Here is a 16659-nt window from a genome sequence, read left to right on the forward strand (position 1 = left end):
AAAGACAGCAGCGGTGAGGGTAATCCATTGACCAACGGACCGCGTGCCGCGGCATCCGCCGCGGGCCGGGAGTCGCTCCCGATATTGACCCAGTTCGACTTTCATCAGCACCTGATGGATGTCCCGGGGCCGGCGGTCATCCTGTTCACGCGCCAGGGCTGCGGGGCCTGCAAGGTCATGGGGCGGGTCCTGGCGGAATGGCAGGCGGCGGGGGATGCGCCGGCGCTGTTCGAGGTGGATGCCGAGACCGATACCGCCCTGGTGCGGGAGTTCGAGGTCTTCCATCTGCCGGCACTGTTCGTGTTTCAGGCGGGGGCCTATCACGGTCGCCTGGAAGCCCCGCCGCGCCTGCCCCGGTTGCGCGAGGGGCTGGCGGCCGTACTGGCCCGACCGCCCGAGGAGGCGCCGTGAAATCCCCGCACGCCGAAACCGTCACGCCGGACCGGGACTGGTACCCGCCAGCGCAGCGCCTCGACAGCCCGAACCAGGATGAGCGTCCGCCCGGTCAGCAACCGGAACTGATCGTGGTGCACGCGATCAGCCTGCCGCCGGGCGAGTTCGGTGGAGGGCACGTCGCCGAGCTGTTCCAGAATCGTCTGGATCCGGATGCCCACCCCTACTTTGCCGAGGTCGGCGGCCTGCGCGTCTCCGCCCATGTGCTGATCGACCGCGAGGGCCAGGCGACCCAGTTCGTGCCGTTCTCCCGACGCGCCTGGCATGCCGGGGTGTCGCGGTGGCAGGGACGCGAGCGCTGCAACGACTTCTCCATCGGGATCGAACTGGAGGGGACCGACGAGGATCCCTTTACCCCGGCGCAGTACGCCGCGCTCGCGCGAATGATTGGCTGGGTCCGCACCCGCTGGCCGGATATCGGGCCGGATGCGCTGGCCGGCCACAGCGATATCGCCCCGGGACGCAAGACGGATCCGGGCCCCCATTTCGACTGGGCGCGCCTGCGGCAGGAACTGCACGAGGTGAGCGCATGATTGTGGACCTGCTGCGTCACGGCGAGCCGGAGGGCGGCCAGCGTTACCGCGGCCATGGCTGCGACGACCCGCTGAGCGCGCGCGGCTGGAGCCAGATGGAGCGGGCGGTCCGGGGCGAGGAGGAGTGGCAGTATGTGGTCAGCTCGCCAATGCAGCGCTGCCGCGCGTTTGCCGAGCACTACGCCTCCACACAGGACCTTCCGTTGATCCTGGAGCCGCACCTGCGCGAGATCGGTTTTGGCGACTGGGAGGGGCGTACGCGGGTCGACCTGCAGCGGGATCGACCGGAGGAATACCGCGCCTTCTATGCCGACCCGGTGCACGCGCGCCCGGCCGGTGCGGAGCCGCTAACGGCCTTTCGCCGCCGGGTCGAGGCCGGTTTCGATGGGGCCTTGCGGCCGCTGCAGTCCGAACGGGTGCTGATGGTGGTGCATGCGGGGGTGATACGCGCGCTGATTGGCTGGGTGCTGGGCGTGCCGGACGACCGCCTGTACCAGCTCGATTGCGAGTACGCCAGCCGCACCCGGCTGCATCGGCATCCGACCCGGGGCTGGCGGCTGCTTTACGCCAACCGGGTCTAAGCCCGGTTGTTAGCCGGCCTGGCTGCCGCGCTTGGGGACGGCCTTCACCGACAGGTAGTAGTCGTTGTTCAGGACGTCGATCAGCCGGTCGATGTTCGGATGCTTGCCCGGGTTGGCGCGGGCGTCGTCGGCGTGGCTGCCGTACAGCAGCAGGCCCGAGTTGGCCGCCTTGGGCCCGATGCCGCCGTAATCCAGCGCCAGCTGGTAGTAGATCTGCAGCGACAGGCTCTGGCCGTCCACGTTCTCGATGGTCGCGGTGGGGTTGTAGTCCTCGCCAAACAACTCCAGGCGTTCGATATTGCTGACGTCGGGCAGCTTCTTGGACATGTTCCGGCTCCTCGAAAGAATCGCGGCATTATCGGGGCATGACCCGGCGGCGACAACCAACCCGCGAAGGCGGCAGGGTCGCCCCGGGTCAGCGAGGAATGTGCCGCATGCTAAGATACGAGCTTTTGCCGAGGGGACACGAACATGTCGCGAAGCGCGTTCATGGAGGCCGCCCAGGCCGCCGCTGATGCCGCCGAGAAGGTGATCCGCCACTACTACGAGGCGGGTGTCGACGTCGAAACCAAACCCGACGACACCCCGGTGACCCGGGCCGACGTGGAGAGCGAACAGGCGATCCGCCAGGTGATCCGCGAGCACTTTCCGGACCACGGCTTCTATGGCGAGGAGACCGGGCAGTCGGACATGGACTCCGACTATGTCTGGCTGATCGACCCGATCGACGGGACCAAGAGCTTCGTGCGGCGCTACCCGTTCTTCTCCACCCAGATCGCGCTGATGTACAAGGGCGAGCTGATCCTGGGGCTGTCCAACGGCATCCAGTTCGGCGAACGGGCTTGGGCGGAGAAGGGCCAGGGCGCCTTCCTGAACGGCAACCCGATTGCGGTCGAGAAGACCGTCGATCTCGGGCGGGCCTCGCTGTCCACCGGCAACCTCAAGTCCCTGGCGCAGAGCCCCGAGGGCTGGACCGCGCTGGGCGGCATCATGGCCGAGGTCAACCGCACCCGCGGCTACGGGGATTTCTACCACTACCACCTGCTGGCACGTGGCAGCATCGACCTGATCATCGAGTCCGACGTCAACATCCTGGACATCGCCGCATTGGCGGTGATCGTGCGCGAGGCGGGCGGCGTGTTCACCAACCTCTCCGGTGGCGAGCTCGACCTGAAGACCGCGAACGTCCTGGCCGCGGCCACTCCGGAATTGCACCGGACGGCCCTGAACCGTCTCGCCTGGAAGGACTAGCGGCGGGCTGATTGAACCACTGAGGACACAGGGGACACCGAGAAGGGCGGTCTACAGGAAGACGGGAAGATTGGAAGGGAAAGCAGCGATTGGCTGCAGGCTGGCTGGTGATGCCGCGCATTTCGGGGCGATCATTGGCCGGGCCCTGCATCAGTAAGCTGTTGGTTTTTCCAGTTGGCCGTAAATGGTGTCCGTATCGGAAACCGAAGTCATTCTTCCGGCCTTCCTGGCTTCCTGTGACCAGAACCGAACGTCAGGTCGCGGCGCCGTTCCCGTTGCCGTTCCCGTTGGCCTCCACCAGCCCGTGGGCGCGCAGCTTCTTGCGCAGGGTGGCGCGGTTGAGCCCGAGCAGGGCGGCGGCGCGGCTCTGGTTGCCCCCGCAGCGCTCCAGCACACTGGCCAGCAGGGGGCGCTCCACCTCGTTCATGACCAGTGCGTAAAGGTCGTGGCTGCTTTGCCCGTCCAGGGTCTCGAAATACTGATCCAGCGCTCGCCGGACCGAGTCCGCCAGCACACAGTCGGACGGGAGTGTGGCCGCAACCGATGCTTCCTGGACGTCCGGGTCCTGTTCGAGTGGCATGTTCACGCTCATGCAGCCTCGCTTGCGATTCCCGTCAGGTGGGCGCGCAGGCGCCGCAGTTGTTCGCTGGCCGTGGGGGCGGCGAGAAGGTCAGCCCGGGCCGCCCGGGTGCGGGCCTCGTCGAGACCCAGACCAAGAAGATACCAGCCCAGGTGCTTGCGCGCGATACGCACACCCTGCGGTTCGCCGTACTGGGTGTGCAGGCCGGTGACGTGTTCCTCGATCAGGGCCAGGCGCGCGGCCAGGGCCGGTGCCGGCGGGATCGCTTCGCCGGCCAGCGCGGCGCGGATCTGACCCGGCAGCCAGGGCCGGCCCTGGGCGGCGCGTCCGATCATCACCCCGGCCGCGCCGGTGGTATCCAGTACCCGCATCGCCGTGTCCGGGTCCGTGATGTCGCCATTGGCGAGCACCGGGATGGAGACCGACCGGACGATGCGCGCGATCGCGGTATGGTCCGCCTGCCCGCGGTAGGCATCGGCCCGGGTGCGTCCGTGCACGGTCAGCATCGCGATGCCGCAGGCCTCGGCAATGGATGCGATCTCTTCGCCGTTCATCCGCTCGCGGTCCAGGCCCAGGCGCATCTTCAGCGTGACCGGCACGGTGACGGCCTCCGTGAGCGCCTGGAGCAGTTCGCGCACCCGCTCCGGCTCGCCCAGCAGGGCCGATCCCGCGGCCTTGCTGCAGACCTTCTTCGCGGGGCAGCCCAGGTTCAGGTCGATCACGTCGGCGCCCCGGCGCACGTTCTCCCGCGCCGCCTCGGCCAGCGGCTCGGGTTCGTTGCCCAGCAGCTGGACGATGCGCGGGCGCGGCTCCTGACGGTGGTCCAGCCGGTGGCGGCTCTTGTCGCTGGCCCACAGCCGGGTGTTGGAGGTGACCATCTCGGATACCGCCGCGCTGGCGCCCAGGCGGCGGGCCAGCAACCGGAACGGGCGATCGCTCACGCCGGCCATGGGGGCCAGGAACACGACGGGGTCCGCGAAGTGATGGATTCCGAGCTGCATCTGGGGCTGACGATTGAATCGGGGAAGCCGGGGAGTCTAGCACCTCGAGGCGCCCGCCGCCGGTGGTCAGCGTGCTCGCATTTCCCGTTCCAGGGAAACACGGATTGATATCCGCACTCCCTGCCTCAAGGCTATTGCGAGCGTGTAGATGGATCAGTGTTTCCTTGGCCCTCGGCGTATGCCCTCTCGGGTCACGCGGGCCATCGCCACGCTGCGTCGGACGTCGCGGCTACGGGCGTTGTCCAGCCACGGCCCCAGCCAGCGGAACGGGGCCAGAAGCCGGGCCACGCCGCGCAGGGCCCGGGTGTGCCGCGGGCTCCAGTGTTCGGCCTGGTACAGGGCCAGCAGGTCGCGCCCCAGAGACTCGGCGGTGTCGTCTCCCGCGGCCCAGGTGGTGGCATCCGCCAGGTGCTGGAACAGGTCGTAGACCTGGGCCAATTCCAGTGACAGGACCCGGTCAAGGTCCTCCTCGAAGTCCACGCGATAGAAGTGCTGGCCGTCGAACAGTACGTTGCGCAACTGGGCGCCGCCGTGCCAGCAGCCGGCGCGATGAAAAGTAGCGAGGTTGCGTGTCACTGCCTCGAGTGTGGCGCGGCGGGCCGCCGGGTCCTGTTCCCGAAGCGTGTGTTCGACATTTTCGCCGCAATGGCTGTACATCACCGCGTCCGGCAATTGCGCGACCACCTGTGGAACCGGTTGCCCCAGCGTCTGGAGTGCCCGAACGCGCTCCATCTCGTACCAGCCATCGCGTGGCGGGGCGTTGCCCGGCGCCGTCAGGAATGGGAAGAAGGTACGGCAAAGTACCCGGATGGCCCATTGCTGGTGACGGCTGCGCGCCTTCTCGCGTACCCGCTTGATGACGTAGCGTGCTCCGCAGAAATCCAGGCTGACAATGCGCCCCGGATCTCGCGCTAGGCGATCCTGCGCCGCTTGAACGAGTTGCGGGTCGGGGGTGTCGGGCATAGGTCAGCGGGGCTGGATCTGGATGCCCGTGATGCGGGCATGGGGGCTGGTGAGGCTCAGGCGCAGGGTGGCGGGTTTGTGGGGGGGCATCGGGGCGTCCGTGTCGGTGTAGTCGTTCGGGGTTAGGCGCAGAGCGCCATGGCGCGTGTCCAGCTGGTCGCTCAGATGGATGTCGAGGACGGGCCAGGCCTGCCGCACCGGGCTTTCCAGCTGGAACTGGACGTGCAATGTGCCATCGATACTGGCGAAGAAGTCCGGTGTCGATACCCGGATGCGCTCGGGCGCGCGCAGCGGGTTCCAGACCGGGCAGGGGAGGGTGGCGCACAGCTGGGCGCGAGTCTGGTCCAGGTAATGGTTATGACCCGGTGCCACGGGCGGGAAGGCCAGCAGTTGTGCGCCCAGCAGAACGCTCAGGCCGGCGGCCACGAACACCCCTGGCCAGACACGGCGTCGGGCGGGGGCGGCCAGGTCCAGAGGGCCCGGGTGGCGTTCGATGTCGATGGCGGTGGCGATGACCGGCGCACTCTCGATCGCGGGGGTGCGAGCGGGCTGCGCGGGAAGGAGCCCCTCCCCCAGGACGCGTTCGCCGGCGCCGCCGATCTCGAGGGCCGGGAACAGATCGAACTCGGCGCCGCAGTGGGTGCAGTGCACCCGCCGCTGGCGGATCTTGGACCCGCGGGCGAGGGCGTGGGTGACGCCGCATTGCGGGCAGCGGGCGAGCATGTCAGCGTCCGGATGGCCGTAGCTGCGTCCGGTCGAGCGAGAAGGACGGTACCGGCGCGACGATGCCCATGGGTTGGCGTGTTCCTAGGGAAACACTGATCAATGTACACATTCGCGCTCGAGTCGCTTTTGCGTGCGAACAAGGCGCGGTGACTGCCGTGCAGTCATTCTGCACAAGGGAGCCGCAACGCTGTGCGCGCGCAAAAGCGGCCGAGCCCCTGCTTTCAATGGCTTGTGGGGTTGGCACCCCAGGTTCCCCGATCCTGCGTTGCGCCGCTTGCGGGTAGAACCACTACCCGCTGCACGACGCGCCTTGTCTCGGAAAACCTGGGGTGCCAACGCGAGTGTGTACATTGATCAGTGTTTCCCTAGCGCCGGCGCCCGCCGAGCAGGGCCCAGCCTTCGCGGCAGTCCTCGACGCCAATGTCAAAGGCATCGGAATAGGCCGCGATGACCTCGTCCGCCTGGCGTTCCAGCAGACCGGCCAGCAGGATACGCGCGCCGGGTTTCGCGGCCCGCGCGAGCTCCGGGGCCAGGTCGATCAGCGGCTTGGCCAGGATGTTGGCCAGCACCAGATCGTATTCCGCCGCGGGGACCGGGTGGTCGGTCAGGCCGGTTTCCAGTCGTTCGGGCGGGATGGCGTTGGCATCGGCATTGCTGCGCGTGGCCTGCACCGCCTGCTCGTCGATGTCGATGCCCAGCGCATGACGGGCGCCCAGCTTCAGGGCCGCGATGGCGAGGATGCCGGAGCCACAGCCGTAGTCCAGCACCTCCTGATCCCGCGGCGGCTGCTGGGCCAGCGCGGCCAGGCACATCGCGGTGGTCGGGTGGTTGCCGGTGCCGAAGGCGAGGCCGGGGTCCAGGCGCACGAAGGTGCCCTCCTCGATGGCCGGCTCGTCCTCCCAGGACGGCACGATCCACAGCGAACTGCCGCAGTGAATGGCGCCGAGGCCGTCGAGGCCGGCGCGCACCCAGTCCTGGTCTTCGATGGGCTGGACCTGGATCGCCTCGGGGGCCTGTGCCTGGCGCTCCAGCGCGGCGGCGGCGAGGTCCGCCTGGGTGGTGTCCGGGAATACCGCCTTCAGGCGCACAGTGGACCACAGTGGGTGGGTGCCCAGTGGGGGTTCGAACAGCGGCTCGTCGGCGGCGTCGAACAGCTCGACGCTGACCGCGCCGAGTTCAAACAGCGTGTCCTCCAGGGGCTCGGCCTGTTCCGGGCTGATCTGGCATTCGAGTTCGGCAAGGCTCATGGCGTCAGGCTCGTGGCGCGAGGGGGAAGGGTCAGGCCTGTGCCTTCAGCTTCTTCTCGAGGTAGTGGATGTCGGTCTCGCCGCGCTGGAAATTGGCGTCGATCATCAGGTCGTGATGCAGGGCGACGTTGGTCTGGATGCCGTCTACCACGATCTCGCCCAGGGCCCCGCGCATGCGGGCCAGCGCGATCTCGCGGCTGTTCCCGTGGGCGATCAGCTTGCCGATCATCGAGTCGTAGTAGGGCGGCACGGCGTACCCGTTGTAGATGTGGGTATCCATGCGGATGCCCGGCCCGCCCGGGGCGTGGTACTGCTGGATAGTCCCGGGGCTGGGCATGAAGGTGCCGGGGTCTTCGGCATTGATGCGGCACTCGATCGCATGGCCGCTGATGTGCACATCGTCCTGGATGTAGCCCAGCGGTTCGCCGGCGGCGATGCGGATCTGCTCGCGCACCAGGTCGATGCCGGTGACCTGCTCGGTGACCGTGTGTTCGACCTGCAGGCGGGTATTCATCTCGATGAAGTAGAACGCCCCGTTCTCGTACAGGAACTCGAAGGTGCCGGCGCCGCGGTAGCCGATGTCCTGGCAGGCGCGGATCAGGCGTTCCGCCATGGTCTGGCGCTGTTCGTCGCTGATCCCGGGGGCCGGGGCCTCCTCGATTACCTTCTGGTGGCGGCGCTGCATGGAGCAGTCGCGCTCGCCCAGGCATACGGCGTTGCCGTGGGTGTCGGCCAGGATCTGGAACTCCACGTGGCGCGGGTGTTCCAGGTATTTCTCCATATACAGGGTGTCGTTGCCGAAGCCCTGCTGGGCCTCGTTGCGGGTCAGCGAGATCGCGTTCAGCAGCGCGCCCTCGGTATGCACCACGCGCATGCCGCGACCGCCGCCACCGGCGGCGGCCTTGATGATGACCGGGTAGCCGATCTCGCGCGCCAGGGCCAGGTTGGTGTCCGGGTCGTCGCCCAGGGCGCCGCCGGAGCCGGGTACGCAGGGCACGTTGGCCTCCAGCATTGCCTGCTTGGCGGAGACCTTGTCGCCCATCAGGCGGATGGTCTCGGCGCGCGGACCGATGAAGGAGAAGCCGGAGGACTCCACCCGCTCGGCGAAGTCCGCGTTCTCCGACAGGAAGCCGTAGCCGGGGTGGATCGCGCCGGCATCGGTGACTTCGGCCGCGGCGATCAACGCGGGGATGTTCAGGTAGCTCTCGCCGGAGGCCGCGGGCCCGATGCAGACGGATTCGTCCGCCAGGCGGACATGCTTCAGGTCGCGATCGGCGCTGGAGTGTGCGGCGACGGTGGCGATACCCATCTCGCGGCAGGCGCGCAGGACCCGCAGGGCGATCTCGCCGCGGTTGGCGATCAGAATCTTTTCAAACATGCTCGGACCTGTTGGCAGGGAATCGGAGGGTTCAGCCGATGATGAACAGCGGCTGGCCGTATTCCACCGGGTTGCCGTTCTCGACCAGGATGTCGCGGACCGTCCCCGCCTGGTCGGCCTCGATCGGGTTGAGCATCTTCATCGCCTCGATGATGCACAGGGTCTCGCCGACCTCCACGGTCTGCCCGACCTCGACGAACGGCTTCGAGCCCGGGCTGGGTGCGCGGTAGAAGGTGCCGACCATGGGGGCGGTGACCCGGTGACCGTCCATCTCCGGGGTCGCGTCCGCCGCGTCGGCCGGGGCGGCTGCGGGCGGTGCGCCGGCTGGTGCCGGTGCCGCGGCGGGCAGAGGGGCCGGAGCCGGTGCGGCGACGGCGGTGCCGCTGGCCGAGCGGGTGATGCGGACCGACTCCTCGCCTTCGTGGATCTCGATCTCGTGGATGCCGCTCTCGTCGAGCAGGTCGATCAGTTTCTTGACCTTGCGAATGTCCATGGAAGCCTCTTATTCCTTGATAGCCGCGAGCGCCGCATCGAGCGCCAGCCGGTAGCCAATGACGCCGAAGCCACTGACCAGACCGGCGGCGACATCGCTCAGACGCGAGGTCTGGCGAAAGGGCTCGCGGGCGTGGATGTTGCTGATATGGATCTCGTAGAACGGGATGGCAACACCCAGCAGGGCATCGCGCAGGCTGACACTGGTGTGGGTCAGGCCACCCGGATTGATCAGGATGCGTTGCACGCCCTCGCCGGGGGCGGCATGGATGCGGTCGATCAGGTCGCCTTCATGGTTGCTCTGGAAGCAGTCGAAGGAGGTGTCGGCCTGTTCCGCCCGAGCCCTCAGGTCGGTCTCGATATCCGCCAGGGTCTGCGCGCCGTAGCGCTCCGGCTCCCGCTGTCCCAGCAGGTTCAGATTGGGGCCGTTGAGCAGCAGTATGGACGCCATGGCAGGGGGAATCGGTAGCGATCCTGTCGAGAATGGACGCGATTGCACCGAAAAATGACGGTGCGGCGAATGTTCGGGATTTTGCCGCAGGAGGGGTGGGGGTGTCCAGCGCGGAGGGTGCCCCGGGCGCGCCGGTACCGCGCCCGGCGCGGTGCCGGCGTGCGGGTTTCGATCAGTCGGCGGTCAGCGGGAACAGGGTTAGTTCCACCCGGCGGTTCTGCTGGCGGCCCGCCTCGGTGTCGTTGGTGGCGACCGGCTGGTGCGGTCCGAAGCCGATGGTGTGCACGCGCACCGGCTGCACACCGCGGCGGATCAGGGCCTGCCCCACGCTCTGGGCGCGGCGCTCGGAGAGGTCCATGTTGTATTCGACGCGACCGGTGCTGTCGGTGTGGCCGGCGACTTCGATGCCGGTCTGGTCGAACTCCTCCAGGACCAGGGCCACCGAGTCCAGTACATCCTGGAATTCCGGCTTGATGTCGCTGCGGTCGAAATCGAAGGTGATGTTGCTCGGCATGTTGAGGATGATGTTGTCGCCGTCGCGGGTCACGCTGACGCCGGTCCCGCGCAGCTGCTCGCGCAGGGCATCTTCCTGGCGGTCCATGTAGTTGCCGATGGCGCCGCCGGCCAGGGCACCGATGCCGGCCCCGATCATCGCGCGCTGGGTGCGGTTGCGGCTGCTGGTGACGCTGCCGAGCACGGCACCGGTGGCCGCGCCGATGCCGGCCCCGATGGTGGCGCGCGAGACGCGTTCTTCCCCGGTGTATGGATCGGTGGTGGTGCAGCCCATCACCAGGACCAGGGCACTGGTGGCGGCCAGGGCGAGGATGCGTTGCATGGCGGTTCTCCCGTGTTCGTGTGATCCGCAAGGCAGCGGACGTGATGAATCCCAGCTTGCGGTCCGCGGGGTGAACCGTCCATGAATCCGGAGAATGGGTGGGCTATTGGCCGTCGATTTCGTGACGCAGTTCGCTCAGCACCGGGGCGGTTTCGGGGTGCACCCCGCGCCAGATCGCGAAGGCCTCGGCCGCCTGTTCCACCAGCATGCCGAGCCCGTCGCTGCCGTTGCTGCAGCCCGCCGCCTCGGCCCAGCCAAGGAAGCGCTGGGCGCCGGCCCCGTAGACCAGGTCATAGGCCAGGCTGTCCGCGTGAACTAGATGGGCGGGGAGGTCCAGCGCGTCCTGGCCGAGGCCGGTAGCCGTGGCGTTGACCACCAGATCGAAGGGGCCCTGCGGCAGCGTGTCCAGGCCGCAGGCAGCCAGCCGGGTGGCCGGGGCGATATCGCGAAAGGCCTCGAGCAGCCCCTCCGCGCGGGCGACGGTGCGGTTGGCGATGACCAGGGCCTCGGGCCCCCCCTCCAGCAGTGGCTGCAACAGGCCGCGGGTGGCGCCCCCGGCACCCAGGATCAGGATGCGGCGGCTGCGCACGTCGAAGTTCAGGCGGTCGAGGTCACGGCAGAAGCCGACGCCGTCCGTGTTGTCGCCATGGATGCGGCGCTCGTCGTCGCGCCACAGGGTGTTCACGGCACCCGCGTGTCGGGCGCGATCCGTGAGGACGCGGGCCAGGGCAAACGCCTCTTCCTTGAACGGGACGGTCACATTCAGGCCCCGGAACCCGGAGGAGAACCACGCCCAGACCTCCTCGGCGAACTGCCCCGGGGTGCCTTGCAGGGCCTCGTAGGTCAGGTGCTGCCCGGTCTGCTCGGCGAACAGGGCATGGATGCGCGGGGACAGCGAGTGGTGGATCGGGTTGCCGACCACGCCATAACGATCGGGGCGATCCGGGCGCGGCTCGCTCATCGGGCCGCGTCCTCCGCCAGCCATTCGGCCACGGTGCGGGCGTAGTAGGTGAGGATGCCGTCGGCCCCGGCGCGCTTCATGCCGGTCAGGGCCTCCAGCACGCAGGCGCGCTCGTCCAGCCAGCCACGTTCGGCGGCGGCCTTGAGCATCGCGTACTCGCCGGAGACGTGATAGACGAAGGTCGGGCGCTGGAACTGGTCGCGGATGCGGCGGACCACATCGAGATACGGCATGCCCGGCTTGACCATCACCATGTCGGCGCCCTCGGCCAGGTCGAGCGCGACCTCGTGCAGGGCCTCGTCGCCGTTGGCCGGGTCCATCTGGTAGGTCTCCTTGCCGCCCTTGCCCAGATTGCCGGCTGAGCCCACCGCATCGCGGAACGGCCCGTAGAAGGCCGAGGCGTACTTGGCGGAGTAGGCGAGGATGCGCGTGTGTACGTGCCCGCCGTCCTCCAGTGCGCTGCGGATCGCGCCGATGCGCCCGTCCATCATGTCGGAGGGGGCGACCACATCGGCGCCGGCCGCGGCATGCGACAGCGCCTGCTTCACCAAGGCCTCGACGGTGATGTCGTTCACAACAAAGCCGTCGTCGTCGATGATGCCGTCCTGGCCGTGGGTGGTGAACGGGTCCAGGGCGACGTCGGTGATCACGCCGAGCTCGGGGTGGGCCTGCTTCAGGGCGCGTACCGCGCGCTGGGCCAGGCCCTCGGGGTTCCAGGCCTCGGCGGCATCCAGACTCTTCTTCTTGCCCGGGACGACCGGGAATAGGGCCAGTGCCGGGATGCCGAGACGCACGGCCGCGGCCGCCTCTTCCAGCAGCAGGTCGATGGAGACGCGCTCCACGCCGGGCATCGACGGCACTGCCTCGCGCACCCCCTCGCCCTCGGTGACGAACACCGGCAGGATCAGATCATCCGCGCGCAGGTGGTGCTCGCGCATCAGGCGGCGGGAGAAGGCGTCGCGGCGCATGCGGCGTGGGCGGCCGGCGGGATAGGGGGCGATCGGTGCGGTCATGCCAGATCCTTGCGTGGGTCTTGTTGCGGGCCTTGTTACTGGTCGGCTTCGGCCAGCCAGTCGCGCGGCTTCAGGTAACGTTCGTACAGTTCGGCCTCGGGCGTTCCGGCCTCCGGCTGGTAGTTGTATTCCCAGCGCACCAGCGGCGGCAGCGACATCAGGATCGACTCGGTGCGCCCGCCCGACTGCAGGCCGAACAGGGTACCGCGGTCGTAGACCAGGTTGAACTCGACATAGCGCCCGCGCCGGTAGAGCTGGAACTGGCGCTCGCGCTCGCCGTATTCGGTCGCGTGGCGACGCTCGACGATCGGGCCGTAGGCATCCAGATAGGCATTGCCGACGCTCTGCATGTAACCGAAGGCGTGCTCGAAGCCGCCCTCGCTGAAGTCGTCGAAGAACAGCCCGCCGACGCCGCGCGGCTCGTCGCGGTGCTTGAGGTGGAAGTACTCGTCGCACCACTTCTTGTGCGCCGGGTAGAGGTGCTCGCCGAACGGGCGACAGGCGGCCTCGGCCGTGCGGTGCCAGTGGATACAGTCCTCGTCGAAACCGTAGTAGGGGGTCAGGTCGAAGCCGCCGCCGAACCACCAGATCGGCGCCTCGCCGGGTTTCTCCGCGATGAAGAAGCGCACGTTCGCGTGCGAGGTCGGCACATACGGGTTGTGCGGGTGGATCACCAGCGACACGCCGGTGGCCTGGAACGAGCGCCCGGCCATCTCCGGGCGGTGCGCGGTGGCCGAGGCCGGGAGGTTGTCGCCCATCACATGGGAGAAGTTGACCCCGGCCTGCTCGAAGACCCGCCCCTCGCGCAGCACGCGGGTGCGGCCGCCGCCGCCGGCCGGGCGTTCCCAGGCGTCCTCCTCGAAGCGGGCCTGGCCGTCCAGGCCCTCGAGGCCCTGGCAGATGCGGTCCTGCAGGCCCTGCAGGTAGTCGATCACGCGGTCGATGGAGACGTTGTCCTGGCTCATGCTGCGTCCCGGTTGATCAGTTGTCGGTATGGGTGTCGGGTTCCGGCGCGCCCCGGAGCCAGGCCCCGGTGCGGGCGTCGCGGATCGCGCTGGGTGCGGTGCGCCCGCCACATTCTGCCTGCAGGATCGCATCGATGCCGGCCCCGAGTTGTGAGGCAACGCAATCCCAGCTGCGGCAGGGCTCCGCGCCCGCACGGTTGGCGCTGGTGGAGACCAGCGCGCTTTCGGCGGCCGCGCACAGCGCGCGCGTCCCCGGATGGGCGGTGACGCGTACCGCGAGGCTGTCGTGTTCACCGCGCAGTAGCGGCGGGCAGGCATCGGTGACGGGCAGCAGCCAGGTGGTCGGCCCCGGCCAGCTGGCGTCGATCTCGGCGTGGTGCTCGGCCGGCAGCGGCGCCAGCCAGGGCGCGAGGCGCTCCAGCCGGTCGGTGACCACGATCAGCCCCTTGGCGGCCGGGCGACCCTTGATCTCGAGGATGCGATCGATCGCCCGGGGGGTATCCGGGCGGCAGCCAAGGCCGAAGACCGCCTCGGTCGGGTAGGCGATGACGCCGCCGTCGCGCACGCACTGCGCGACGGGGTCGATCTCGGTGCTGAGCAGTGGGGCCTTATTCGGATCCACGGTCGCCGGAGGGCTGGGCACTCAGGCGGCTGTCGCCGGTATCGCCGCTGTCGCCCGTTTTCGTGGCACCCGATTTCTTCGCCGGGGATTTCTTCGCGGCGGCCTTTTTTGTGCCCGTCTTGCTGGCGGTCTTCTTGCTTGTGGCCGCCTTTTTCGCCGGGGTCTTCTTCGTGCCGGACGACTTCGCCGTCGACTTGGCTGCGCTCTTGCCCGTGGCCTTTTTGTCAGCGGCCTTGGCGGAGGTCTTGCCCGAGCCCTTCGCGGTCGACTTGGCGGCGCCCTTGCGCCCGCGGCCCTTGCGCTCCGGAGCGGCGGCGATCAGTTCCTGGCACTGCGCAAGCGTCAGGGACTTGGGGTCGGTCTCCTTGGGGATCTTGGCGTTCTTGTTGCCGTCGGTCACGTAGGGGCCGTAGCGGCCGTTGAGGACCTGGATACCCTCTTCGTCGAAGCTCTTGATGAAGCGCTCGGCGTCCTTTTTCTTCTTCTCGGCGACGATCTCCAGCGCGCGCGGCAGCTCGATGGTCCAGACGTCATCGTCCGGGCCCAGGGAGGCGTACTTGGAGCCGTATTTCACGTACGGGCCGAAGCGGCCGATGTTGACCATCACCGGTTCGCCCTCGGGCGTCTCGCCGAGGTCGCGCGGCAGCTTGAACAGCTCCAGGGCCTCGTCGAGGGTGATCTTGTCCATCTTCTGCCCGGGCAGCAGGCCGGCGAAGCGCGGCTTCTCCTCGTCGTCCTTGGTGCCGATCTGCACGATCGGACCGAAACGGCCCAGGCGCACGCTGACCGGGCGTCCGCTCTGGGGGTCCGGGCCCAGTTCGCGCGACTGCACGGCCTCGGCGCGGGTGACGTTCTCTTCCTTTTCCTTTACGCGGTCGCGGAAGTCGCCCCAGAAATCCTCCAGCACCGGGACCCAGTCCTTTTCGCCGCGCGAGATCGCGTCCAGCTCGTCTTCCAGCTTCGCGGTGAAGTCGTAGTCGACATAGCGGTCGAAGTGCTGGGTCAGGAAGCTGTTCACGATCCGGCCGGTATCGGTCGGGATGAAGCGCTTGCCGTCCATCTCCACGTACTCGCGCGACTGCAGGGTGGAGATGATGCTGGCATAGGTCGACGGACGGCCGATGCCGTATTCCTCCAGCGTCTTCACCAGACTGGCCTCGGTGTAGCGCGGCGGTGGCTCGGTGAAGTGCTGGTCGGCGGTGATCTCGGCGAGCTGGACCGTGTCGCCCTCGGCCATCTCCGGCAGGCGCTTGTCCTCGTCGTCATCCTGCGCGTCGTCGCGGCCCTCCTGGTAGACGGCGATGAAGCCGGGGTCGACCAGGGTGGAGCCGGTGGCGCGGAACTGGTGCTGGCTGTCGCCCGGGACCAGGTCGGCGGCGACGGTGTCGAAGGTGGCGTGGATCATCTGGCAGGCGACGGTGCGCTTCCAGATCAGGTCGTACAGGCGGGCCTGGTCGCTGCTCAGGCGCTCGCGCACCTCGTTCGGCAGGCGGCGAACGGAGGTCGGGCGGATGGCCTCGTGGGCCTCCTGCGCGTTCTTGGACTTGGTCTTGTACTGGCGCGGGCTGTCGGGGACGTTGTTCGTCCCGTAGCGCTCCTCGATCAGGCCGCGGATCTCGCCGATCGCCTCGCCGGCCAGGGCCACCGAGTCGGTACGCATGTAGGTGATCAGGCCGATCGCGCCGGAACCGAGGTCGATGCCTTCATAAAGCTGCTGCGCGGTGCGCATGGTGCGCGATGCGGTGAAGCCGAGCTTGCGCGAGGCTTCCTGTTGCAGGGTCGAAGTGGTGAACGGCGCGGCCGGATTGCGGCGGCGCTGCTTCTTCTCGACCTTGGCGACCCGGAGTTCACCGCCGGCGGCGTCGGTCAGGCGCTTCTGGGCGTCGTGCGCGAGTTCGGCGCTGTTCAGGTCGAACTGGTCCAGCTTGTTGCCGTCCAGGTGTGTCAGGCGCGCGGTGAACGGCTGCTGCTGGCGCTCGGCCTTGGCGTCCAGCGTCCAGTATTCGCGCGCGACGAAGGCCTCGATCTCGTTCTCGCGCTCGCAGATCATGCGCAGTGCCGGGCTTTGCACGCGCCCGGCGGACAGGCCGCGCTTGATCTTGCGCCACAGCAGCGGGGACAGGTTGAAGCCGACCAGGTAGTCCAGCGCACGGCGCGCCTGCTGGGCATCGATCAGCGGCTTGGCCAGGTCGCGCGGCTCCTCGATCGCCTGCTGGATCGCCTTCTTGGTGATCTCGTGGAACACGACCCGGTGCACCCCGCGATCGTCCAGCAGGCCGCGGTCACGCAGGACTTCGTAGAGGTGCCAGGAGATGGCCTCGCCTTCACGGTCGGGGTCAGTCGCGAGGATCAGGTCGTCGGATTTCTTCAGCGCCTTGGCGATCGCCTCGATCTGCTTCTCGCTGCGTTCGATCACGTCGTACTTCATGCGGAACCCGTTTTCCGGGTCCACTGCCCCTTCCTTGGGGACCAGGTCGCGAACGTGGCCATAGGAGGCCATGACCTGGTAGTCCGGGCCGAGATACTTCTCGATGGTCTTGCCCTTGGCAGGGGACTCTACAATAACGAGGTGCTTGCTCATGTCGCTCGGGACCGTCTCCGTGGCAG

19 protein-coding genes are annotated in these 16659 nt (G+C 68.3%); 4 read left to right on the forward strand and 15 right to left on the reverse strand.

Annotation, left to right across the window (positions count from 1 at the left end):
- The first annotated feature begins 84 nt into the window (after positions 1–84).
- Genes C996_RS0100085 through C996_RS0100095 form a run of 3 tightly spaced genes read left to right on the forward strand, consistent with a single transcriptional unit; the run spans position 85 to position 1567 of the window.
- A complete protein-coding gene (locus C996_RS0100085; RefSeq protein ID WP_018865458.1) occupies positions 85–411 on the forward strand; it encodes a thioredoxin family protein in 327 nt (108 codons plus the stop codon).
- Positions 408–986 carry a 1,6-anhydro-N-acetylmuramyl-L-alanine amidase AmpD gene (gene ampD / locus C996_RS0100090; protein ID WP_018865459.1) on the forward strand — a complete coding sequence of 193 codons (579 nt, stop codon included), beginning with the start codon at positions 408–410 and terminating at the stop codon, positions 984–986. Before C996_RS0100085 ends, ampD begins: the two co-directional genes overlap by 4 nt.
- Entirely contained in the window at positions 983–1567 is a 585-nt protein-coding gene (locus C996_RS0100095) for a histidine phosphatase family protein (RefSeq protein ID WP_018865460.1), read from the forward strand. The genes ampD and C996_RS0100095 overlap by 4 nt, the downstream gene beginning before the upstream one ends.
- A 9-nt stretch (positions 1568–1576) precedes the next feature.
- Here C996_RS0100095 and C996_RS0100100 read toward each other — a convergent pair whose 3' ends face one another.
- Complete coding sequence (locus C996_RS0100100) at positions 1577–1894, reverse strand: DUF2322 family protein (protein ID WP_017942594.1); 318 nt, start codon at positions 1892–1894, stop codon at positions 1577–1579.
- A gap of 162 nt (positions 1895–2056) precedes the next feature.
- On the opposite strand from C996_RS0100100, the gene C996_RS0100105 reads away from it, so the two are divergent.
- Entirely contained in the window at positions 2057–2818 is a 762-nt protein-coding gene (locus C996_RS0100105) for an inositol monophosphatase family protein (RefSeq protein ID WP_017942595.1), read from the forward strand.
- A gap of 253 nt (positions 2819–3071) precedes the next feature.
- On the opposite strand, the gene C996_RS0100110 is transcribed toward C996_RS0100105, so the two are convergent.
- The 14 genes from C996_RS0100110 to C996_RS0100175 all read right to left on the reverse strand — a co-directional run bounded on the left by C996_RS0100110 (position 3072) and on the right by C996_RS0100175 (position 16633).
- Positions 3072–3410, reverse strand: a complete 339-nt coding sequence (locus C996_RS0100110) for a helix-turn-helix domain-containing protein (protein ID WP_018158446.1) — start codon at positions 3408–3410, stop codon at positions 3072–3074.
- Positions 3407–4399, reverse strand: coding sequence for a tRNA dihydrouridine synthase DusB (dusB, locus tag C996_RS0100115; protein ID WP_018865461.1), 993 nt, complete (start codon positions 4397–4399; stop codon positions 3407–3409). The genes C996_RS0100110 and dusB overlap by 4 nt, the downstream gene beginning before the upstream one ends.
- Before the next feature lie 153 nt (positions 4400–4552).
- Entirely contained in the window at positions 4553–5362 is an 810-nt protein-coding gene (locus C996_RS0100120) for a hypothetical protein (RefSeq protein WP_017942598.1), read from the reverse strand.
- Between the two features lie 3 nt (positions 5363–5365).
- Complete coding sequence (locus tag C996_RS0100125; RefSeq protein WP_018865462.1) at positions 5366–6085, reverse strand: DUF3426 domain-containing protein; 720 nt, start codon at positions 6083–6085, stop codon at positions 5366–5368.
- A gap of 368 nt (positions 6086–6453) precedes the next feature.
- On the reverse strand, positions 6454–7335 hold the full coding sequence (gene prmA / locus C996_RS0100130) for a 50S ribosomal protein L11 methyltransferase (RefSeq protein WP_018865463.1): 882 nt from the start codon (positions 7333–7335) through the stop codon (positions 6454–6456).
- 31 nt (positions 7336–7366) lie between these two features.
- Positions 7367–8713, reverse strand: coding sequence for an acetyl-CoA carboxylase biotin carboxylase subunit (gene accC, locus C996_RS0100135; protein ID WP_018865464.1), 1347 nt, complete (start codon positions 8711–8713; stop codon positions 7367–7369).
- Between the two features lie 31 nt (positions 8714–8744).
- The gene (gene accB / locus C996_RS0100140) at positions 8745–9206 is read right to left on the reverse strand and encodes an acetyl-CoA carboxylase biotin carboxyl carrier protein (protein WP_018865465.1); all 462 of its coding nucleotides are present in this window, start codon (positions 9204–9206) and stop codon (positions 8745–8747) included.
- A gap of 9 nt (positions 9207–9215) precedes the next feature.
- On the reverse strand, positions 9216–9656 hold the full coding sequence (aroQ, locus tag C996_RS0100145; RefSeq protein ID WP_018865466.1) for a type II 3-dehydroquinate dehydratase: 441 nt from the start codon (positions 9654–9656) through the stop codon (positions 9216–9218).
- Positions 9657–9828: 172 nt separating this feature from the next.
- Positions 9829–10491: an OmpA family protein gene (locus C996_RS0100150; protein ID WP_018865467.1), complete on the reverse strand. Its 663-nt coding sequence runs from the start codon at positions 10489–10491 to the stop codon at positions 9829–9831.
- A 103-nt stretch (positions 10492–10594) separates the two neighbouring features.
- Positions 10595–11452, reverse strand: a complete 858-nt coding sequence (gene aroE / locus C996_RS0100155) for a shikimate dehydrogenase (RefSeq protein WP_018865468.1) — start codon at positions 11450–11452, stop codon at positions 10595–10597.
- On the reverse strand, positions 11449–12465 hold the full coding sequence (hemB, locus tag C996_RS0100160) for a porphobilinogen synthase (protein WP_018865469.1): 1017 nt from the start codon (positions 12463–12465) through the stop codon (positions 11449–11451). The genes aroE and hemB overlap by 4 nt, the downstream gene beginning before the upstream one ends.
- Before the next feature lie 35 nt (positions 12466–12500).
- A complete protein-coding gene (gene hemF, locus C996_RS0100165) occupies positions 12501–13430 on the reverse strand; it encodes an oxygen-dependent coproporphyrinogen oxidase (RefSeq protein ID WP_018865470.1) in 930 nt (309 codons plus the stop codon).
- A gap of 16 nt (positions 13431–13446) precedes the next feature.
- Entirely contained in the window at positions 13447–14052 is a 606-nt protein-coding gene (locus tag C996_RS0100170; protein WP_018865471.1) for an L-threonylcarbamoyladenylate synthase, read from the reverse strand.
- A complete protein-coding gene (locus C996_RS0100175; protein WP_018865472.1) occupies positions 14039–16633 on the reverse strand; it encodes a DNA topoisomerase I in 2595 nt (864 codons plus the stop codon). Before C996_RS0100175 ends, C996_RS0100170 begins: the two co-directional genes overlap by 14 nt.
- Positions 16634–16659: the final 26 nt, after the last annotated feature.

The sequence above is a fragment of the Thioalkalivibrio sp. ALE25 genome, assembly GCF_000377285.1.
In the GTDB taxonomy this organism is placed as follows: Bacteria; Pseudomonadota; Gammaproteobacteria; order Ectothiorhodospirales; family Ectothiorhodospiraceae; genus Thioalkalivibrio.